The sequence below is a fragment of the Clostridium neuense genome (assembly GCF_045310695.1).
GTDB lineage: Bacteria > Bacillota > Clostridia > Clostridiales > Clostridiaceae > Clostridium_S > Clostridium_S neuense.
The window spans coordinates 1-21,375 of record NZ_JBJIAA010000029.1 but is presented as its reverse complement, the minus strand read 5'-3'; the positions used below and the strand labels follow the sequence as shown (position 1 = coordinate 21,375).

General features: G+C 31.2%; 17 protein-coding genes. 15 read left to right on the top strand and 2 right to left on the bottom strand.

Features of this window, described 5'->3' with window-relative positions:
• Positions 1-86: 86 nt before the first annotated feature.
• From ACJDT4_RS22740 to ACJDT4_RS22695, 10 genes are all read left to right on the top strand, one after another.
• Positions 87-1,058 (top strand): ABC transporter permease, encoded by a 972-nt coding sequence (locus tag ACJDT4_RS22740; RefSeq protein WP_406789909.1) that lies wholly within the window; start codon positions 87-89, stop codon positions 1,056-1,058.
• A gap of 15 nt (positions 1,059-1,073) precedes the next feature.
• Entirely contained in the window at positions 1,074-1,946 is an 873-nt protein-coding gene (locus tag ACJDT4_RS22735) for a carbohydrate ABC transporter permease (protein ID WP_406789908.1), read from the top strand.
• Positions 1,947-1,980: 34 nt separating this feature from the next.
• On the top strand, positions 1,981-2,838 hold the full coding sequence (locus ACJDT4_RS22730) for an extracellular solute-binding protein (RefSeq protein WP_406789907.1): 858 nt from the start codon (positions 1,981-1,983) through the stop codon (positions 2,836-2,838).
• Positions 2,832-3,617, top strand: a complete 786-nt coding sequence (locus tag ACJDT4_RS22725; RefSeq protein ID WP_406789906.1) for a type 2 periplasmic-binding domain-containing protein — start codon at positions 2,832-2,834, stop codon at positions 3,615-3,617. The genes ACJDT4_RS22730 and ACJDT4_RS22725 overlap by 7 nt, the downstream gene beginning before the upstream one ends.
• Positions 3,618-3,882: 265 nt before the next feature.
• On the top strand, positions 3,883-5,901 hold the full coding sequence (locus ACJDT4_RS22720; protein ID WP_406789905.1) for an alpha-glucuronidase family glycosyl hydrolase: 2,019 nt from the start codon (positions 3,883-3,885) through the stop codon (positions 5,899-5,901).
• A 168-nt stretch (positions 5,902-6,069) separates the two neighbouring features.
• Positions 6,070-8,112, top strand: coding sequence for a glycoside hydrolase family 52 protein (locus ACJDT4_RS22715; protein ID WP_406789904.1), 2,043 nt, complete (start codon positions 6,070-6,072; stop codon positions 8,110-8,112).
• A gap of 340 nt (positions 8,113-8,452) precedes the next feature.
• Positions 8,453-9,958 (top strand): GH39 family glycosyl hydrolase, encoded by a 1,506-nt coding sequence (locus ACJDT4_RS22710; RefSeq protein WP_406789903.1) that lies wholly within the window; start codon positions 8,453-8,455, stop codon positions 9,956-9,958.
• Between the two features lie 148 nt (positions 9,959-10,106).
• Positions 10,107-11,444 (top strand): PTS galactitol transporter subunit IIC, encoded by a 1,338-nt coding sequence (locus ACJDT4_RS22705; protein WP_406789902.1) that lies wholly within the window; start codon positions 10,107-10,109, stop codon positions 11,442-11,444.
• 116 nt (positions 11,445-11,560) lie between these two features.
• On the top strand, positions 11,561-12,967 hold the full coding sequence (uxaC, locus tag ACJDT4_RS22700; RefSeq protein WP_406789901.1) for a glucuronate isomerase: 1,407 nt from the start codon (positions 11,561-11,563) through the stop codon (positions 12,965-12,967).
• Positions 12,968-12,975: 8 nt separating this feature from the next.
• Positions 12,976-13,671, top strand: a complete 696-nt coding sequence (locus ACJDT4_RS22695; protein ID WP_406789900.1) for a YesL family protein — start codon at positions 12,976-12,978, stop codon at positions 13,669-13,671.
• Positions 13,672-13,746: 75 nt separating this feature from the next.
• On the opposite strand, the gene ACJDT4_RS22690 is transcribed toward ACJDT4_RS22695, so the two are convergent.
• Complete coding sequence (locus tag ACJDT4_RS22690) at positions 13,747-15,921, bottom strand: tetratricopeptide repeat protein (RefSeq protein WP_406789899.1); 2,175 nt, start codon at positions 15,919-15,921, stop codon at positions 13,747-13,749.
• 34 nt (positions 15,922-15,955) lie between these two features.
• The gene (locus tag ACJDT4_RS22685; RefSeq protein ID WP_406789898.1) at positions 15,956-16,693 is read right to left on the bottom strand and encodes a CPBP family intramembrane glutamic endopeptidase; all 738 of its coding nucleotides are present in this window, start codon (positions 16,691-16,693) and stop codon (positions 15,956-15,958) included.
• 297 nt (positions 16,694-16,990) lie between these two features.
• Between ACJDT4_RS22685 and ACJDT4_RS22680 the strand changes: the two genes are divergently transcribed.
• Genes ACJDT4_RS22680 through ACJDT4_RS22660 form a run of 5 tightly spaced genes read left to right on the top strand, consistent with a single transcriptional unit; the run spans position 16,991 to position 20,314 of the window.
• Complete coding sequence (locus tag ACJDT4_RS22680) at positions 16,991-17,353, top strand: GntR family transcriptional regulator (protein ID WP_406789897.1); 363 nt, start codon at positions 16,991-16,993, stop codon at positions 17,351-17,353.
• A gap of 1 nt (position 17,354) precedes the next feature.
• Positions 17,355-18,059 carry an ABC transporter ATP-binding protein gene (locus ACJDT4_RS22675; protein WP_406789896.1) on the top strand — a complete coding sequence of 235 codons (705 nt, stop codon included), beginning with the start codon at positions 17,355-17,357 and terminating at the stop codon, positions 18,057-18,059.
• Positions 18,052-18,801, top strand: coding sequence for a hypothetical protein (locus tag ACJDT4_RS22670; protein ID WP_406789895.1), 750 nt, complete (start codon positions 18,052-18,054; stop codon positions 18,799-18,801). Before ACJDT4_RS22675 ends, ACJDT4_RS22670 begins: the two co-directional genes overlap by 8 nt.
• 12 nt (positions 18,802-18,813) lie before the next feature.
• The gene (locus ACJDT4_RS22665) at positions 18,814-19,518 is read left to right on the top strand and encodes an ABC transporter ATP-binding protein (protein ID WP_406789894.1); all 705 of its coding nucleotides are present in this window, start codon (positions 18,814-18,816) and stop codon (positions 19,516-19,518) included.
• On the top strand, positions 19,511-20,314 hold the full coding sequence (locus tag ACJDT4_RS22660; RefSeq protein WP_406789893.1) for a hypothetical protein: 804 nt from the start codon (positions 19,511-19,513) through the stop codon (positions 20,312-20,314). Before ACJDT4_RS22665 ends, ACJDT4_RS22660 begins: the two co-directional genes overlap by 8 nt.
• Positions 20,315-21,375: the final 1,061 nt, after the last annotated feature.

Below are 21,375 nucleotides of genomic sequence, written 5' to 3'. Positions count from 1 at the left end.
TTCTTGAGACGAAGATGAATAATGTATATGATTGTATCAAGTCAGGTGGCAAACCAAAAATAAAGTTTAAGAAAGGAGACTATTAAATGGAAACGGTGTCAATCGTTAAAGATGAAAACAAAAAAGAAATAAAGAAGAAACAAAAAGGTAACCTACAGAAAAACATTTCAATTATAACAAAAGATTGGCAATTATATACCCTCTTAATATTACCAATTATATATTATATAGTTTTTAAGTATGGGCCTATGCTTGGAAATATAATTGCATTTAGAAGTTATGTGCCTGGAGGTTCTGTACTCGGAGAGGAATGGGTTGGACTTAAATACTTTAAACTTTTTATAGCTGATCCTACTTTCTGGCTGGTATTTAAAAATACACTTATTATAAGTGTACTTCAATTAGTAATAGGATTTCCTTTCCCTATTATATTTGCACTTTTATTAAACGAAATTAGATCAAAAAAGTTTAAGAGATTTGTACAAACAGTATCATATTTACCATATTTCCTTTCTGCTGTTGTAATAGCAGGTATGATACAAGATCTTCTTTCACCATCAACTGGTGTAGTAAATATGGTTATTAAACATTTCACAGGATCAACAATCAACTTCTTATCTTTGCCACAATGGTTTAGAACAATATATGTGGGTTCCGGAATATGGCAAGGTTTAGGATGGGGAGCGATATTATATTTAGCAGCACTATCCAATATAAATATGGAATTGTACGAATCTGCAAAAATTGATGGAGCAAATCGTTGGCAGCAAACACTCCATGTAACTATACCAGGAATTATGCCTACAATTGTTATACTCTTAATACTTAATATAGGAGGCCTTTTATCAGTAGGCTATGAAAAGATTATGTTACTGTACAATCCGCTTACTTATTCTACAGCTGATGTAATATCTACGTACCTATATAGAATGGGTCTTGAAGCAAATAATTTTAGTTATGCAACAGCAATAGGATTATTTGAAGCTGTTATAGGATTGGTATTAGTTTCAGGAGCAAATTATTTTTCAAAGAAATTTTCAGAGACAAGCTTATGGTGATGGAGGTGAATATAGATGGGTGATTCAAAGCAGTATAAAATATTTAGGGTAGTTAATTTTATAATAATGATGTTAGTAGTAGTAGTGACGCTTTATCCGTTTCTATATGTATTAGCAGAATCCTTTAGTGGTGAGAAATATATCATGAAAGGTATGGTAACGTTTTTTCCTAGGGGATTTACAACTGAAACCTATAGAGTAGTTATGAAGGAGAAGGATTTCTGGATTGAATACAAAAACACTATTTTATATACAGTTTTAGGAACTGCAATATCAGTATTTTTGACAGGTATTTTAGCATATGCACTTTCTAAAAAAAGGTTAAAAGGAAGAAACTTTTTTTTAGCCTTCACACTGTTTACTATGTTCTTTAGTGGTGGAATAATTCCTAACTATGTAGTAGTAAAAGCTTTAGGAATGAGAAATACAATTTGGGCAGTAGTTATTCCAGGTGCAATAAGTACCTATAATATGATAATTATGAAAACCTTTTTTGAAGGATTGCCTAAGGAATTAGAAGAATCAGCATCAGTAGATGGACTTGGTACCTATGGAATAATGGTAAGAATTATGCTGCCGCTTTCAAAGCCTATTTTAGCTACAATGACATTATTCTACGCTGTAGGTCTTTGGAATAGCTGGTTTGGACCATTTATGTATCTTGATAACAAGAAGTTGTTCCCAGTTACATTATATATAAGAAATATAATAGCTGGAGCTAATTCAACAGCAGAAAATAGTGGTTCCAACACTGAAGCATTAGCTCAGGTTGCGGCCACAATAAAAGCAGCTTCTATAATATTAACAGTTTTACCAATACTCTGTGTTTATCCTTTTGTCCAAAAGTACTTCGTAACAGGAGTTATGATTGGATCAGTAAAAGGTTAACAAATATATATTATTAAATTAGGGGGAATTATAAATGATGAGAAAGAGACTAAAAGGTTTAGTTGCAGCGGCTCTTACTACTGCAATGTGCGCAAGTTTACTTGTTGGCTGTGGCAGTTCTTCTAGTAGTACAAAAACAGATACTTCAACAGATACAGCAACTGTAGGGAAGGCAAATGTTACATTTAAATCTTCAAAACCATTGACGTTTAGTATGCTTTTTAATGATTCGCCTACATATCCGTATAAGCAGGATTGGCTTTTATTCCAACAAATAAAGAAAATTACAAATGTATCACTAAAGCTTACAGTAGTACCAATGAGTGATTACATTCAAAAAAGAAGTTTGCTTATAAGTACAGGTGATGCTCCAGAGATAATGCCTAAAACTTACCCAGGACAAGAAACTTCATTTATATCATCAGGAGCAATACTTCCAATAAGCGATTATGTAAAATATATGCCTAACTTCCAAAAGAAAGTTAAGGACTGGAATATGCAGGATGATCTTAAGTCAATAATGCAGGATAATGGGAAATATTATGTTCTTCCAGGTTTACACCAAACTCCTGTTCAAGATTACTCATTTGCAATGAGAACAGATTTACTTGAAAAGAATAATCTTAAAGTGCCAACCACTTATGAAGAATTAGAAGAAACACTTAAAAAGATTAAAGAATTATATCCTAATATGTCACCTTGGTCAGATAGATTCCTATTTGCAAGTGCTTTAAATATTGCTGCACCAACTTTTGGAGCAACATATGGATGGAACATGGGAAATGGTGAGATGTTTGATAAATCATCAGATAAGTTTATTTTCTCACCTACTACAAAGGAATATAAAAACATGCTTCAATATTTCAGTGGTCTTGTAAAAGAAAATTGCTAGATACTGAAAGCTTCACTCAAAGTGATGATCAAGCTGTTCAGAAATTTGTAAATGGAAAGTCTTTTATGATCTCTACAAACTCTCAATATTTACTTAGCTATAGACAATCCATGGATAAAACTTTAGGTGCTGGAAAATACAAAGTAGTAAAAATTAATGTTCCAGCTGGTCCTAAGGGAGCTTTACTTGCATCAAGCCGTCTTGAAAATGGAATAATGTTCTCATCTAAAGCAGCAAAAGATCCAAACTTTCATCAAATGCTTCAATTTATAGACTGGTTATATTACAGCGATGAAGGACAAGAGCTTTGTAAATGGGGAGTTAAAGGTACTACTTATAATGTAGAAAACGGTAAGAGAACTCTTGCTAACGGAATAAACTTCCAGAACCTTAATCCAAATGGTGGAAGCAAGGATTTAAGACAACAATTTGGCTTCAGCGGTGGTGTATTCTCTTATGGTGGCAGTGATGATCTTATGCAATCTATGATGAGCGATGAAGATAAAGCTTTCCAAAAGGAAATAAAATCTACAAAGACATTTATCAAACCAGATCCTCCAGTATTATTTTCTGATACTGAACGTGAACAATCAACATTAATAAGCAAACCACTTATGGACTATGTTCAATCTATGACCTTCAAATTTATGAGTGGAAGTGCTTCTTTAGATAAAGATTGGGATAGTTATGTAACTCAATGTAAGGCTAAAGGCAGCGATAAGCTTACAGATATGACAAATAAAACTTATAAAGCAACAAAGTCAAAAATAGATAAGTAGAAATAATATTGATTTGGAATATTAAATAAAGCTAATAAATCTAAGATGATAAATCCTAAAATTCTAAGAAGTTTCAATAACTCGCCTTTGGCTCAGACAGATTGAAACTTCTAAGACTTTTACGATTTATCCTCTAAGATTTATAAAGCTTTATTTAAACCATCCCTTCATCAATATTGTTTCACTCACACGGTAGTACAAGGAAAAAATCATCCTTGTGTTTTATCTATTTTATACATAAAAAATTTTGAGAGGAGTATCTAAAATGGAAGCAGGTGTAAGTAAAAGTGTTTTATATAAGTGTTGGCTTAATTATGATAGGGGAGCCAAGTTATCAAAAGAAAATGGAGAAATTTTAAGTAGAATTGTAACTGAAAAAGAAAGTGAAATTATTAGTTCGGCTGTTAAAGAACTTGAAATGGCGGCTCAAAACATTATAGGAAGGAAACCTGAGGTTTTAAAGGAAACAAATTTACCTCATGTATTTTTAGGAATAGATAAGGATGAAAAATCAGATTTAATTGACAATGGTTTTTCAATAAAAAAAGACAAAGGTGTTGTAAATATTTTAGGAAAAGACGAAAATGGAATTTTATATGGAGTTTTTGAATTTTTAAGACAAATTTATACAGGAAAAAATATAGACAATATTAATATTGTAGACAACCCGAAGAATATGCTCAGAATGATAAATCACTGGGACAATATGAGTGGAGATATAGAAAGAGGTTATGCAGGACAATCAATATTTTATAAGGATAACTGCGTGATAGATAAAATGGATAGAATCGAGGACTATGCAAGGCTTGCAGCGTCTATTTTTATAAATGGAATTGTTATAAATAATGTAAATGTACATCAGTATGAAACAAAACTCATAAGTTGCGAATACTTGCCAAAGGTAAAAAAAATAGCAGATGTATTTAGAAAATATGGAATAAAGCTTTACTTGAGTATTAACTTTGCAGCACCAATGGAACTTGGTGGACTTAATACAGCAGATCCACTTGATGCCGAGGTTAAGGCATGGTGGAAAAAAACAGCTGAAAATATATACAGAAGCATTCCTGATTTTGGTGGATTCCTTGTAAAAGCAGACTCAGAATTTAGACCAGGTCCTTTCACTTATGGACGTGATCACGCAGATGGAGCAAATATGCTAGGAGAAGCACTTGAACCTTTTGGTGGAATAGTAATATGGAGATGCTTTGTGTACAACTGTCTTCTTGATTGGAGAGATAGAACTAAAGATAGAGCTAGAGCAGCATATGATAACTTTAAACCTCTAGATGGAAAGTTTAAGGATAATGTAATACTACAGGTTAAAAATGGACCTATGGATTTTCAAATAAGAGAACCTATCTCTCCTTTATTTGGAGCTATGCCAAACACAAATGAAATTGCAGAATTTGAAATAACTCAGGAATATACAGGACAACAAAAACATCTTTGCTATCTTGTACCTTTATGGAAGGAAACTTTAGATTTTGACACGCTTGTAGAAGGCAAGGGTTCAACGGTTAGTGAAATAGTTAATGGAAATTTATTTAAGAGAAAGTATGGAGGTGTGGCCGCTGTATCAAATATAGGTAATGATGAGAGTTGGACAGGACATCCTCTAGCACAAGCAAACTTCTATGGTTATGGAAGAATGATATGGGATACTACTCTTAGTGCAGAGGAAATTGCAAAGGAGTGGGTAGAACTTACCTTTGGGGTTTTTGAAGGTGAGGACAAAATAGTATCAATGCTTATGCAGTCAAGAGACATATATGAAGAATATACTTGTCCACTAGGAATAGGCTGGATGGTAAATCCAAACCATCATTATGGACCAAGTGTTGATGGATATGAATATGCAGCCTGGGGAACTTACCACTATGCTGATTTTAGGAGTCTTGGAGTTGATAGAACAGTAAAAACTGGTACAGGCTATACGGCAGAATATGCAAAGCCAATAGCGGACATGTATGAAAATGTGGAAACTTGTCCTGAGGAGTTACTGCTTTTCTTCCATAACATGGAGTACAAGTATGTGCTTAAGAGTGGAAAAACAATAATTCAGCATATATATGATACTCATTTTGAAGGAGTAGAAAGAGTATATGACTTAAAGGAAAAATGGCTTTCACTTAAGGGAAAAATTGATGATGAAATATTTGATGCGGTTCTCGATAGGCTTGAAATTCAAATAAAGGATTCAAAGGAATGGAGAGATGTTGTAAATTCATATTTCTATAGAAAAACTGGAATTCAAGACGAACACAAAAGAAAAATATATTAATGGTGGTGAAATATACAGAATTAAATGTACCATTGTATGTTTATCTATAAGTAATTTTTTAATAAAAAGTGGGGTGGAAAATTTAAAGATTTGTGGAATAATATTGAAATTAACACTTGAAAGTGATAGTATTTATACGTTTAAAATAAATTTATAGGAGGTATTTTTATGGAAAATAAATCATTTCATGAACATCATAGTGCATTTGGAGCTTTCTCAAGCTTTATTTTAGGAAAGTTTGGACAAGGCGGGGGATTTGTACTTAATGATGTAAGACCTCAAGATGACAATATACTTATTGGTTATAAGGATAAGAATGGTATAAAGCTTTTACCTTTTTGCAATAGTATTACAAGTGCTGCTGAAGGAGAATTTACTGGAGAAGTGGTAAGTGGAAGCGAAAAGAAAAGCATTGAACTTTTTGAAGAAAAAGATGTGAAGAGAGAACTTAAATGGGCGTCAGATACGTGGACAGCGGATAGCTTTAGTTTTTCTATCATAACTCCTTTTGGAAATGTAAAAGATCCAGCAGATATGACAGAGGAAGAGAAAAAGCTTATGTTTGCTCCAGTAATATTTGCAAAGATATCCTTGGATAATACAAAGGGTACTTCTGATGCGGAAATGATATTTGGAGTAGAAGGACTTAAGAGAAGGATTTCAGAAGTTACAAAGGATGCTTACCTTGGAGCTGCATTTGGAAGGAAATATGGCTTTGCCGTAAAAGCTTCAGAGGATATAAGAGAACTTTCAAGACTCGATATATTAAGCTCATGGGCAGAAGGTAATTATCAAAATCATGGACTTGGAAGAGCACCTTCACTTATTTTTAAGGTTCCAAACGGCACTAAAAAAACGTATACAATAGCACTTGCAACATATGATCCGGCATATATAACAACTGGAATTGAAACAAAATTCTACTATGCAGATTTATTTGATTCTCTTGAAGATGTGCTTAAATTTGGATTAGAAAATGAGGCTTACTATGTTAAGAAGGCAGAAGACAGAGATAAAGAACTTGAAAACAGTAATCTAAATGAATATAGAAAATTTTTAATTGCCCATGCAACTCACAGCTATTATGCAAGCAGTGAACTTATGAAAAGAGACAATGAAGAACCTTTGTGGATATTAAATGAAGGCGAATACATTATGATGAATACTTTTGATCTTAATATAGACCATGTATTCTGGGAAATGAAATTCCATCCTTGGACAATAACAAATACTCTTGATTTATTTGTAGAAAAATACAGCTACAAGGATCAAATTGGACTTGCATTTACACATGATATGGGAACCTATGACGGATTTTCACCTGAAGGCTATTCTTCATATGAACTTCCAGACCTTACAGGCTGCTTTAGCTATATGACTAATGAGGAACTGTTAAACTGGATACTTACAGGGGCTGTCTATGGTTTGAAGATGAAGGATTACACTTGGCTTAATAAAAATAATGAAGTTTTTAAAGAGTGCTTTGAATCTCTTTCTAAAAGAGACAATAATGGTGATGGAGTAATGGATGTAGATAGTGAAAGATGCAAGAGCGGTTCTGAAATAACTACTTATGATAGTCTTGATGTAAGTCTTGGACAAGCAAGAAACAATTTATACCTCGGTGTAAAAACATGGGCTGCATATGTGGTTTTATCAAGCGTATTTAAAAAATTCGAGCTTTCAGAACTTGCAGAAAAAGCTATAGGAAAGGCTAAACAAGCAGCTGCTACAATAGTAAGCAAGTTTGACTATGAAAATGGATATATTCCAGCAGTATTTGAAAATGGAAATACTTCTAGAATAATTCCAGCAGTTGAAGCACTTATCTATCCTTATGAAATAGGAGAAAAGGAATATGTCAGCGAAACAGGAATTTTTGGAGACTTAGTAAAAATACTTAAAAAGCATACTAAGACAGTTCTAAAAAAAGGCTGCTGTATAGATGAAGTTTCAGGAGGATGGAAATTATCCTCTACAAGTAAAAATACCTGGAACAGCAAAATATTCCTTTGCCAGTATGTAATCAAAGAAATACTTAATATGAATTACGGAGAGGCTGAAACTGAATGGGATAAAGTTCATGCCGAGTGGCAGCAAGTTGGATGCAGCGTCGACGGAGCTACAGATCAGGTTAATAGTGATGATGGTTCACCAAGAGGAAGCAGACTTTACCCAAGGCTTGTTACAAGCATACTTTGGATGGAATAATGATAAACGACTTGAAATTTTGAGATGACTAATACTAATTTATACTGATAAACTGGAAGTTGAAGAAGAGTAGAGAGTAAGGAGTAGAGAGTAGAGTGAATGTGAATTTGCCTTTCGCTTCTCTCAGGTAAATCTTAGAACTTAATAGTGTCAGCTCCGCTGAACACAATATTTTAAACGCCCTGGGCGCAATAAGTTTTAGATTTTTCGAAGCATATCAGAGAAAAATCATCCTTCACTGTACTCTGTGCTCTAAACCACATCTTAGCTTTCCAGGATAAACTTGGAGATTGTAATTTTAATATTCCAAGTTGTTTATCTATAAAAGGAGGATCTTATTTTGAATAAATTAGTAATACCAAGAGACTCAAAAAAGGAGTTCCTTGGCAGATGGAATTTTTGTGTAGGAACAGGAAGACTTGGACTTGCACTTCAAAAAGAATATATTGATACTTTAGCCTTTGTAAAGAAAAATATAGACTTCAAATATATAAGAGGACATGGCCTTTTATGTGATGATGTTGGAATATATAGAGAAGATATGGTAGATGGAAAGGTTGTTCCATTTTATAATTTTACCTATATTGATAGAATTTTTGATTCATATCTTGAACTTGGAATAAAGCCATTTGTAGAGCTTGGTTTTATGCCTAAAAAGTTGGCTTCTGGAGCTCAAACTGTATTTTACTGGGAAGGAAACGTAACTCCGCCTAAGGATTATGAAAAATGGAGTGACCTTATTAAAGCTGTTGTGAAGCACTTTATTTCAAGATATGGAGAAGAAGAGGTTCTTACCTGGCCTTTTGAAATATGGAATGAGCCAAATCTTCCTGGTTTTTGGGAGCATGCCGATGAGAAGGAATACTTTAAGCTATATAAAGTGACTGCTGAAGCAGTAAAAAGTATAAATGAGAACCTTAAAGTTGGAGGACCTGCAATATGTGGTGGAGCTGATCACTGGATTAAAGATTTCTTAAAGTTCTGTGACACGGAAAATGCACCTTTAGATTTCGTTTCAAGACATGCATACACCTCAACTGTTGGAGAAAAAACGCCACACTTTACTTATCAAGAGATTATGCCACAGGAGCATATGTTTGATGAACTTAAAAGTGTAAGAAAAATGATAGATGAGACTAAGTTTAAACGATTACCTTTTCATATAACTGAATATAACACCTCATACCATCCGCTTAATCCTGTTCATGATACAGCTTTTAATGCAGCTTATATATGCAGGATATTAAGTGAAGCTGGAGATTATGTAAATTCATTTTCTTATTGGACTTTCAGTGATGTGTTTGAAGAATGTGATGTTCCAAGGGCAGAATTTCATGGAGGCTTTGGACTTGTAGCACTGCATAATATACCAAAGCCAACCTTTTATGCATTTTCATTTTTTAATGAACTTGGAAAAGAACTTTTGTATAAGGATGAGCATATCATTGTAACAAAAAAAGAAGATAAGTCTATAGTATTTGTAGCTTGGAATGAATGGTTTGGCAAAGCTTCTGATGAGGAAAAAGAATACGAGATAGCTATACCATTTAAGGATGGCAAGGTATTTGTAGAAAGATACACTGTAAATGAAGAATATGCAAACCCATGGGGTACATGGAGGGAAATGGGCAGGCCAAGATTTCCAAGTAAAGAGCAAATAGAACTTCTTAGGAAGGTTGCGGTACCACATATTACAACAAATAATTCTGTAGCTGAAAATGGCACTGTTAATATAAAATTTGTGCTAAAGAAAAATGAGGTGAGTTTGTTTAAATTAAAAGTAGTGGAGGATGAATCAGACACTTATATAGGACTTGATGACACTAAAATTACAAGCTACAAATAATAGGAAGTAACAATGCTCCTTCAGCATTGTTACTTCGCTTCCACGGTAGTGCAAAGGAAAATCATCCTTTATTGTGAACCGTGAATTGATTTAGCTTGCATTCTTTGCTTTTTATGTGATAAACATGCATAGGGGGAGAAATAAACTAATGGGTATATTTAAGGATATTATTACAACTATATTGAGTTTTAAATCATATGTACTACTTCCAATAATTATGCTTGTATTATCAATTATAATTGGACTTAAGCTTCAAAAGGCTATAAAATCAAGCATTACTTTAGGAATAGGCTTTGTAGGGATATTTATAGTTTTTGATTATTTTGTAGCCAAGGTAGGTCCTGTTCTTAAAGCAGTTATTGCTAGAACAGGGATAAAACAAAATGTAATGGAGGTTGGATGGACACCATTTGCAGGAATATCATGGTCTTTTAAATTAGTGCCACTGCTAATACTATTAATTTTAGTTATAAATATAATACTGTTATTTTTAAAGATGACAAATACTATAAATATAGATATATGGAATTATTGGCATTTTATATTTGCAGCACAACTTGTATATTATTTTACTAATAATGCAATTCTCTCCTGTTTAGCAGCAATTTTTCTGCTGGTTTTATGCATAAAGTTTGCAGACTGGAGCTCAAAGGATGTTGAAGAACTAACTGGACTTAGAGGAATATCAATTACAACATTATCTGCACAAGCATATTATTCCTTTGCAGTATTTATGGATAAGCTATTTGACAGAATTCCAGTGCTAAGGAATTTGGAGGCTAATCCAGAAAGTATAAAAAATAAACTAGGATTTTGTGGTGAACCCATGTCTTTGGGAATTTTGATGGGAGCTGTACTTGGAATAGCAGCTGGATACCCTGTTAAGGATATTCTTGATATTTCTATAACTATAGCTGCAGTTATATATATACTTCCTAAAATGACAGCAATACTTGGGGAAGGTCTTATGCCTATATCAGATGGAATGAAAGAATATATGCTTAGGAAATTTCCAAAGTTTAAAGATACCAATATAGGTCTTGATTCATCTTTAATAATAGGAAATCCTGCAGTTATAGTAACAGGAATATTATTGATGCCTGTAGCACTTGTATTTTCATTTATCCTTCCAGGAATTAAATTTATACCACTTGGTGACCTTCCAAATACTATAGGGGCAGTGGTTATGATTGTAGTTGCTATGAAAGGAAATGTAGTTAGATCCTTTATAACTGGAATACCTGTTATTATAGGAACGCTTTATACATCTTCGTATATGGCAAAAGCTCTAACTTTACTCGCAAAGCAAACTGGTTATAAGGTAAGTGGATATGATGGACTCATAACGAGCTTTTATGATGGAGGAAACCTTCTGAGATTTTGGTGCGTAAGGTTGTTTTCGGGAAGCTTATGGACAGTAGCTTGCATACCAGTTGTTGCGTTTTTAATTTATTTTACATACAAAACTAAAAGAAGCAATGCCTAAAATATTAAAATTCAAAGAGTATAGTATTACAAGCAACTTATAAAGAATATAAGAGTACAAAGTACAGAGCACAGCGTATTTAGTTTCAATATAAATAAATAGGAGGATGAAAGTTTATGTTTATGGATGATGATTTTTTACTTCACAATGAATATTCTAGAAGGTTGTATCATGATTATGCAAAAAATATGCCCATTTTCGATTACCATTGCCATTTAGATCCAAAGGAAATATATGAAGATGTTAAATATGAAAATATAACACAAGTATGGCTTTATGGAGATCACTATAAATGGAGAGCGATGAGGGCAAATGGTATAGAAGAAAAGTATATTACTGGAGATGGAAGTGATTATGAAAAATTCTTGGCGTGGGCTAAAACTGTGCCAATGGCTATGGGAAATCCACTATATCACTGGACTCATATCGAACTTAAAAGATATTTTAATATAGATGAAGTACTCAATGAAAAAAATGCAGAGGTTATATGGGAAAAAGCAAATAAAGTTATAGCAAGTGGAGACTTTAGTGCAAGGCAACTTATAGCTAATTCAAATGTAAAAGCACTTTGTACTACAGATGATCCAGTTTCTGATTTAAAGTATCATGTACTTCTTAAAGAATGCAAGGATTTTGACGTTAAAGTACTTCCAACCTTTAGACCAGATAGAGCTATTGAAATAGCAGATAAAACCTTTAAAATATGGCTTCAACAACTCGAGAAAGCAAGCAATATGGATATTAAAAATTATGAAGCTTATCTTGAAGCATTAAAAAGCAGAGTTCATTATTTTAATTCTGTTGGGTGTAAGCTTGCAGATCATTCCTTAACACATGTTCCATATGAAGAAACCACTAAAGAGGAAGTAGCTAAGATATTTGATAAGGCTAATAAGGGTGAAGCTATAACAAAAGTAGAAGAGGATAAATTTAAAACCTACACACTTTATTTCTTTATGTGTACTTACAGTGAATTTGGATGGGCTATGCAGCTTCACATTGGTGCTATGAGAAGCAATAATACATTAATGTTTAATAAAATAGGAAAAGACACTGGCTTCGATTCTCCTGGGGATGAAAATATAGCATTTTCTCTTTCAAGATTAATGGATTTAGCTGCAAAGGAAGATAAACTTCCAAAGACTATATTATATACACTAAATCCAAAAGATAATTACGTTCTTTCAACTATGGCAGGAAATTTTCAAGGTGGAGGTGTTCCTGGAAAAATTCAATTTGGCGCAGCTTGGTGGTTTAATGATCACAAGGATGGAATGATGGATCAAATGAAGGCATTATATAATTGTGGGCTTTTAAGCAGATTTGTTGGAATGCTCACAGACTCAAGAAGCTTTCTTTCATATGCAAGACATGAATACTTTAGAAGAATATTATGCGGCCTTGTAGGACAGTGGATTAAAGATGAAGAAATTCCAAAGGATATAGAGTTTGCAGGAAAAATGATACAAAACATATGTTATAATAACATAATTAATTATATTGGAATACCTGTAGAGGAGTGAATCCAACTATGAAAAAGAAGGATTTTTTTAATAGACCTGTGTACATTGCATTAAGCTATGTTTATTACTTTTTTGCTGCTAACGTATTGTTTTTAATTTCAAATCTAGTATTTATAATTGTTTATTTAGCAGCAGAGCCTAATATATACAGTTATATGTTGTTGTTTATTACAGCAATTCCTTTTGGACCTTCTATTAGTGCTCTTCTGTCTATAATGGGAAAGCTGCTGAAGGAAAAGGAAATAGATGTTTGGAAGGATTACTCAAGAGCCTATAAAGATAATTTTAAACAAGCTTTTAAAATATGGATATTTTTATTGTTAGCAATGGGAATATTAATGGTAGACATAAGGGTTGTAAGTTCAATTCCTAGTTACAAATTTGTAGGTGCTTTTTTCTTAGGAATAATGCTAATTTTAATGCTTATTACATTATATGCATTCCCAATCTTATCTAGGTTTTATATGAAAACTGTAGATATAATAAGAGCCTCTATGTATTTTAGTATAAGAAGGCTTCCAACTACTGCAGTAAAAATAGTTATAATCATAGGGACTTTTTATCTTCTAAAATATCTTGGATTTTTTGGTTTTATGTTTTTTACAAGCATTATTGCTTATCTTATAATGTTTTATGATAGGGGAGCCTTGGCTGAACTTGAGGATAAACTTAAAAAAGATGGAACTGCAAAGGCAAATGCCTGATAGATAGAAAAGCTTCTTTTAGCAAAGGACGAGTGTAAGTTTTTTATTTAATTATGAAAAACTTACATTCGTCTTTTATTCTTCATTGCTAATATTGCCTTTCAACTTTTCTTCTAGTTCTTCAGCTTTTTTAAAACATTCATCAGCTTCCTCCTGATTTCCAATAGTAGAAAGTGCAATTCCTTTGTTATTGTAAGCATATATATAGTTAGGTTTAAGCTTAATAGCTAAGTTGTAGCATTTAATAGCTTCTTCTTGTTTCCCAAGATCACATAGTGCATTTCCTTTGTTACAATAAGCTTTGGCGTAATTAGGTTTAAGCTTAATAGCTAAATTATAGCATCTAATAGCTTCTTCCTTTTTGTCAAGATCAGAAAGAGCAGTACCTTTGTTATTGTAAGCGTATGCATAATCCGATTTAAATTTAATAGCTAAATCATAGCATTTTATGGCTTCTTCTCTCCTGCCAAGATAAGAAAGAGTATTACCTTTGTTGTAATATGCTTTTGCATAATCAGGCTTAAATTTAATAGCTAAGTTATAACATTCAATGGATTCTTCCTTTTTGCCAAGATAGAAAAGCACGGTTCCTTTGTTATAATAAGCTTTTGCATAATCCGGTTTAAATTTAATAGCTAAATCATAGCAATTTATAGCTTCGTTTTTCCTTTCAAGAGCGGAAAGAGCAAGTCCTTTGTTAAGATATGCCTTTGATGATGAAGCATCTAATTTTAAAATCTTATTTAATATATTTATTGCTCCTTTATAATCTTTATCATTAAATAAGGTATCAGCTTTATTAAATAATTTATTTATTTGTTTAATGATACTATCATATTTATCCCCTCTATAAACTATATCTATCATTCCATCTTCAGATATAACAATTATAACGCAGCTGTTGCCTATTCCTTCTTTTAGTGAATATTTAATGGCAGAATTATATCTTGAACCTCTTGAAGAATCTCCATGTCTTTCGTCTGCGGTTCCATCTAGTATTACACCTATAGCATGGCAATTTGAATTTGTATCAATATACATGGCTCCATCTATGTTGGTTATTTTATATATTAGATTCTCTAAATAATCGCAATTAGCTAAGTTCTTATTTTCAATTTTTATAGATTGATTTACAAGCTTTGAAGTCTCAGATTTTGCGAGTTCAGGAGTTGTTATAACTAAGGTGGTTCCGTGTTTTTGATTTTTCGCATAATATACTATCCTCTTTAATGAAGCTATTTTTTCTTCTGAGTCTTTTTTGAAATCATCTTTAAAGGCTTGTTTAAGAATGCTTTCTAGTATGCTTTCAGAATATTTGTTTTCTATTAAATTTGGTTTACCGTTTTTTATATTTAATAGAAGGCTTTCCTTTACAACATGTTTTACTAATTCGCTATTTATCAGATCATCTGCAATAAAAGCTCTGCTTATTTTGTATTCAAATCTTCCTGTAAATTCAACAATGAGAATTGTGTTATTATTTTCTAACTTTAATTTAAGTTCATCTAATTTATTGAATTTACCTAAACCATATATTTTCTCATTGTCTCCAATTAAATAAGTGCTTTCATCTGAAGTTTGCAGCAATTTTCTTACCTTTCTATATTCACTGAATGAGACTGGTCTGTCCAACTTTATATAGTAGCTTACAAAATTGTCTGCCAAGTTTTTATTCATTATAGCCAGCTTTGCACGTATATCTGCACCTTCATAAGATAGAGTTGATATATAGTTTATTTCTTCAAATATACTGATTGTATGATCGCCAGATTTATTATTAATCGTTTTACCGCATGTTTTTAAAAATATATTTTTTATATATTTTCTTGTTTTTATGGTTAAATGGTCAGATAAGGTGAAATCATTATCAATATTGCAATTTTTATCTTCAAAAAATCTGTCTAGTAGAAATCTTAAAAAAGAAAATGAATTATCCTTTTTTAAAGTATAAGTAAAACTGTCGTTAAAGCCTGAAAACGAGTAAATAAATATAGTTTCTTCAATGATATTAAAGTATATTAGTGTGTTTATATCAGAAGCTTCATCTTCATTAAATATTAGTTCGCTAAGAGTATTTTTTATGTTATTTATATTTTTACTTTCTAAATCTTTTTTATCTATTTTTGATATATATTTTTCAATGGCTTTATTACATTTTGTGGTGCTCGTATTTAAATTGTAAGTATATTCTTGGCAATCTATATCAGGATTAAGCTTTTTTATAATTTCTTTTACAGGTATATATTTCATAAAATGTACTAGCTCCTTTACAAGAATATATTTTTTATCTACAAGAACAAGTATACTTGACCTTTCTTATTAGGTAAATAATTAGTACCAAAGAAGTAATTGCTAAAAAAATAGAAAATATGAAAATTGCAGTATTCTTGGTGGTAAAAGTGAGCTTAACGGTTAATACTGCTATAGAATTGTAAAATGAATGACATAGCATAGAAGACAAAATGGATTTAGTGTAATAAAAGATGTATCCAAATGAAATACCACCTATAATAACTGTATAAAATTTTACTGATGCAAGGTTAAAACTAAAGCAATGTACGCTTGCAAAAACAAATCCTTGTATTACAATGGCAATATGTACAGGTATTTTTTTTAGGAGTATACCTAAAAATTCAGCTCTAAAAATTAGTTCTTCAGAAATAGGAGCAATAATAACGGCGCCCACTATTGTAATAATGTTTAAATTAGGGGTATCATTAATTTCTGAAAAATTACCTACTTTTAAAAAGTATGCTATGCAAACAATACATATTACTGAAAGAAAATTAGCTATACTTATGATAATAATATAGGGTATAGCTTTTAAATTAATTTTCCTTAAACTTACCCGTATTGACAAATTATTTTTAAAAGCAAAAAATATAAGTAAACCAATCGATAATAGGAATAATGAACCTCCGAGGCTAATAAAAGAATCGTTTGAAGAAACTGTTAGAGCAAGTCCTAAAATCATAATTGCAAAAGTTAAAATAAGACTAATAAATAAATTAAACTTTTTCATAATTACTCCACCCACTATAAGACTAAAATAGTAAATTATATAAAGTATTATAACATATGTTATAATACTTTATATATAGTGAAGCGGTTTATCTATAAAACAATTACTTTTTAACAATAGTCCTATTATATAAAGTTGGTTATAAGTTTATGCATAAGTTCATAATAAATTTTTAGGATTACTATTGACCTTTTGTTTGCTTTAGCGTACTATATATATAGTACACTAAAACAATTGATGCGATTCTTAACATGGTTTTTAAATACATCAATCTTAAAAATATGGAGGTAGATAATTATGCAATATGATAACAATATTCCAATTTATATACAAATAATAAATAGCATAAAAGCAGATATAATAAATGGAAAGTTAAAGATTGGGGATAAGTTACCATCAATAAGGGAGATGGCAGTGAAGTTCAAGGTTAATCCAAATACTCTTCAAAGAGTTTATCAAGAACTGGAAAGATCCAATATAACTTATACACAAAGGGGAACAGGAAGTTTTATTAGGGAGGATGAGAATATGGTTGGAAATTTAAAGAAAGAGATGGCAACAGATGTAGTTGAAAATTTTATAGAGAGCATAAAGAGCTTTGGATTTGATAACGATGAAATAATAAAAGTTATCAAAGAGAGACTTGAGGAGAGTAAGTAAGATGGAAGAAAGTATATTAAAGGTTTCTAATCTTAGTAAAAGTTACTTTAGAAAAAAAGCTCTAGATAATTTTGATATGGAAATAGGCGAGGGAAAAATAGTAGGACTTTTAGGACCAAATGGAAGTGGAAAGAGTACTTTTTTAAAGATAGTAGCAGGAATTTTAAGAAAAAGCTCAGGAGAAGTTTTAATAGATGGAAATGAATTAGGAGTATATACAAAGTCAATAGTGTCCTATTTGCCAGATAAAAATTACCTTTATAAATGGATGAAAATAAAGGATGCTTTTAGTTATTTTAGAGACTTTTACAGCGACTTTGATTATCCTAGGGCAGAGGAACTCTTGAAGTTTATGAATTTAGATATGGAAAGCAAGGTGACTAGCCTTTCAAAAGGAATGCTTGAAAAACTTCATTTAGTATTAGTGCTTTCAAGAAGGTCAAGACTTTATATACTTGATGAGCCATTAGGTGGAGTTGATCCAACTACAAGAGAAAAAATATTAGATACAATAATAAATAATTTTAGTAAAAAGAGTTCAATGATAATAACTACACATCTCGTAAATGATATAGAAAGATTGTTTGATGATGTTGTGTTCATATCAAATGGTAAAAATGTTCTAAGTGGAAGTGCAGAAGAACTTAGAAATGAAAAGGATATGTCTATAGATGAGCTTTACAGGGAGGTCTTCAAAGATGCCTAACCTTATAAAATATGAATTGAAGACAGTTTGGAGAGATTTACTTGTTATTTTAGCAGTTATAATACTTCTAAACTTAGCACTTTTAACAAGGATAAATGTATGGCAAAGTGAATTAGTTTTTGGATCAAGTTGTTTAATTTATTTTGGAGGTTTAGTTGCAGTTTTTATTTCTAATATAAGGATATTCACTAGGGATTTGAAAGAGGATACAGGATATTTATTGTTTAGCGTACCTCAAAGTGGATATTCAATTCTTGGGGGTAAATTAGTAGTAGTTCTATTGGAATTTGTTAGCTCTAGCATTATTGGAATAGCTTTCATGTATATTTTTTCAGAGCAACTATCCTTTAAATTGTTTAATGGATTCAATGGAGGATCAGTTTTACAAATGCTTGGAACTCTGTACGGATATATATCCCTCATTATAGTTATATACTTTATAATTGCATTTACAAAAATGATAATGAAGGGAAAAAGGCTAAGTGGTTTAGTAGAAGTAATTATATTTATAGCTTTTGGAGTTATATCATATTATCTAGAAGATATTATAGAAAAAATACTGCCACAGCGAATGAATATATCAGGTGGTATAGTAAATCTTAACATATCCTCGAGCAAAATCAGCGATGCAGCTTACGGAAATGTATCTTTTAACATTGCAAATGGAGTGCTTGGATTCATTATAACTGTGATATTATTTGTAGCTACAGCATATATCCTAGAAAAAAAAATAGATATTTAGGAGGAAGGATTAATGGGAGATTGCATATTAAAAGTTTCTAACCTTAACAAAAATTATTTTAGAAAAAAGGCTTTGGATAACTTTCAAATGGAATTAGAAGAAGGAAAAATACTTGGACTTTTAGGTCCAAATGGAAGTGGAAAAAGTACACTTTTAAAAATACTTGCAGGGATTTTAAGAAAAAATTCAGGTGAAGTTTCAATAGATGGAAATGAAATAGGAGTACATACAAAATCAATAGTATCCTATTTGCCAGATAAAAATTATCTCTATAAATGGATGAAAATAAAGGATGCCTTTAGCTATTTTAGAGATTTCTACAGCGATTTTGATTATGATATGGCAGAAAAGCTTTTGAAATTCATGAACTTAGAAATGGATAGCAAGGTAACAAGTCTTTCAAAAGGAATGCTTGAAAAACTACATTTGACGCTTGTGCTTTCAAGAAAAGCAAGGCTATATATACTTGATGAGCCATTGGGAGGCGTTGATCCAACCACAAGAGAAAAAATATTGGATACAATAATAAATAATTTTAATGAAAAGAGTTCAATGATAATAACTACACATCTCGTAAATGATATAGAAAGATTATTTGATGACGTTGTATTCATATCAAATGGTAAAAATGTTTTAAGCGGAAGTGCAGAAGAGCTTAGAAATGAAAAGGGTATGTCTATAGATGAACTTTATAGGGAGGTTTTTAAGGATGTTTAAACTTATAAAATATGAAATTAAAACTATAAGTAAGGAATTTTTGATAATTTTAGGGGTTATAGTGCTTTTGAATATAGCGCTTATGACTAGAATTCATGTTTGGTCAAATGATGCTATAGTTGGATTATCATTCCTCATACTTTTTGGAGCTAGTGTAGCAGCTTTTATATACAATATAATTACTTTTACAAGAGATTTAAAGCAGGATACAGGATATTTGATTTTTTCAATTCCTAAAAGCGGATATTCAATTTTAGGAGCAAAGTTAATTTCTTCACTGATTGTGATGATTTTAGTATCAATTGTTGGCGGTATCATGATGTTTTTAGTTGGTGTTGTTGCTCTTGGTAATTTTGATGCATTCCTTAGTGCATTTACTGATCTTAAGAATGTAACTAATTTAGATATTTTCAAATTTAGCTTAGTTTTAATAGCAGATGCAATTATAGGAATTTTATTGTATGTTCAATTACTTTTATTTATATACTTTGCTGTATCAATATCCAGAGCAATAATGAACAAAAGAAAATTTAGTGGACTTGTAGCCTTTCTTATTTTTATAGTAACTAATTTAATTGTAGGAAAAGTATATCAACTTATATGTGAAGCATTTCCTAAAACTATAAATCCTTATGTTACAATTTACGGAGATAGCTATTTAAATTCAACTACTGCGAGTGACCCATCCATACTCTTAATGCCAGTAGATATAGCAGGTGGAATTTTCTATATTATAATTATGATTGGCTTATTTATAGGAATAGGATATATACTTGAAAAGAAAATAGACTTATAAAATCATAGATTATTTTATTAAATAGTAAAATGCAAATGAGGCTGTTGTACTAAAAATTTTAAAATTATAATTTTTTAAATTATAATTTAATATATTTATTTAGTACAACAGTCCCATTTACGTTTATAAGTTTTTTCTTTTAAATATAACACATGATAATATAAGTATAATACTTGCAGAGATGAATAAAATTAAAAATTCTTTTATGGTATAAGTTTGGCTATAGAACCCTGTGTTGGCTATATAAAAAATTGAATTTCTAATAACGCTTTTCAAAATTTTAGATATATGTGAAGAAAGAGCATTTGAAAGAAGCACATTCATAATATCAAAAAAGCATAGATATGTAATAACTCCGCTTGCTATTCCACTTAAACTTATAGAAGAAACCAAAAATTCAAAGGAACCTATCATATATCCGTAAGTTAAAAAGACTAAAAGTGATTGGAAACTGTTATGTAGTGATATGTTTAAGCCATAGTATACTGCAATTCCAAAACTTAAAATTTCATATAATAAAAAAATAGCTAAGCATGTTGATAGAATTTTTATCATTTTTGCAATAATAATTTCAGTTCGTGTGTAAATGCCTGTAAAAATCATTTGGCTTGTTGAAGCTTCAAATTAAAAAATTAAACCTCAATGCTACTTTGCTTTTATAAATTTTAAAATTAGCTAAAAAACATTAGGAATACGAGGTGGTATAGTTGTTGTGGTGGAAGTTGTAGTATAGTATGGCAGTATTGGGTCACCTTGTAAGACGATATGGAGTTGTAATTAAGAGAGAGGTTTTTTGGGGTTATAGAAGGATAATGGGCTGACGCCCAAACCACTGGTATTAGGTTAGGAGATAAATATTAGGGATAGAGTTGTAATTAGGAGAGAGGTTTTTTGAAGTTCTAGAAGGATAATGGGCTGACGCCCAAACAATGTCATCAACTTAAGAAAAAAATTTGGATTTTATAAAAATCCAAATTTTTTTTATTTGTCATTTATGAAAACCACCTGCTGTGCAGGTGTGTTCAGAATAGCTTAAGCGATGAACAAAAAAACCTCACTTT

Coding starts and splice junctions, on each gene's coding strand:
- ACJDT4_RS22690 (WP_406789899.1), bottom strand. CDS start 15,921: ATGAAATATATACCTGTAAAAGAAATTATAAAAAAGCTTAATCCTGAT.
- ACJDT4_RS22660 (WP_406789893.1), top strand. CDS start 19,511: ATGTTTAAACTTATAAAATATGAAATTAAAACTATAAGTAAGGAATTT.
- ACJDT4_RS22665 (WP_406789894.1), top strand. CDS start 18,814: ATGGGAGATTGCATATTAAAAGTTTCTAACCTTAACAAAAATTATTTT.
- ACJDT4_RS22720 (WP_406789905.1), top strand. CDS start 3,883: ATGGAAGCAGGTGTAAGTAAAAGTGTTTTATATAAGTGTTGGCTTAAT.
- ACJDT4_RS22675 (WP_406789896.1), top strand. CDS start 17,355: ATGGAAGAAAGTATATTAAAGGTTTCTAATCTTAGTAAAAGTTACTTT.
- ACJDT4_RS22680 (WP_406789897.1), top strand. CDS start 16,991: ATGCAATATGATAACAATATTCCAATTTATATACAAATAATAAATAGC.
- uxaC (WP_406789901.1), top strand. CDS start 11,561: ATGTTTATGGATGATGATTTTTTACTTCACAATGAATATTCTAGAAGG.
- ACJDT4_RS22735 (WP_406789908.1), top strand. CDS start 1,074: ATGGGTGATTCAAAGCAGTATAAAATATTTAGGGTAGTTAATTTTATA.
- ACJDT4_RS22705 (WP_406789902.1), top strand. CDS start 10,107: ATGGGTATATTTAAGGATATTATTACAACTATATTGAGTTTTAAATCA.
- ACJDT4_RS22730 (WP_406789907.1), top strand. CDS start 1,981: ATGATGAGAAAGAGACTAAAAGGTTTAGTTGCAGCGGCTCTTACTACT.
- ACJDT4_RS22695 (WP_406789900.1), top strand. CDS start 12,976: ATGAAAAAGAAGGATTTTTTTAATAGACCTGTGTACATTGCATTAAGC.
- ACJDT4_RS22715 (WP_406789904.1), top strand. CDS start 6,070: ATGGAAAATAAATCATTTCATGAACATCATAGTGCATTTGGAGCTTTC.
- ACJDT4_RS22740 (WP_406789909.1), top strand. CDS start 87: ATGGAAACGGTGTCAATCGTTAAAGATGAAAACAAAAAAGAAATAAAG.
- ACJDT4_RS22685 (WP_406789898.1), bottom strand. CDS start 16,693: ATGAAAAAGTTTAATTTATTTATTAGTCTTATTTTAACTTTTGCAATT.
- ACJDT4_RS22670 (WP_406789895.1), top strand. CDS start 18,052: ATGCCTAACCTTATAAAATATGAATTGAAGACAGTTTGGAGAGATTTA.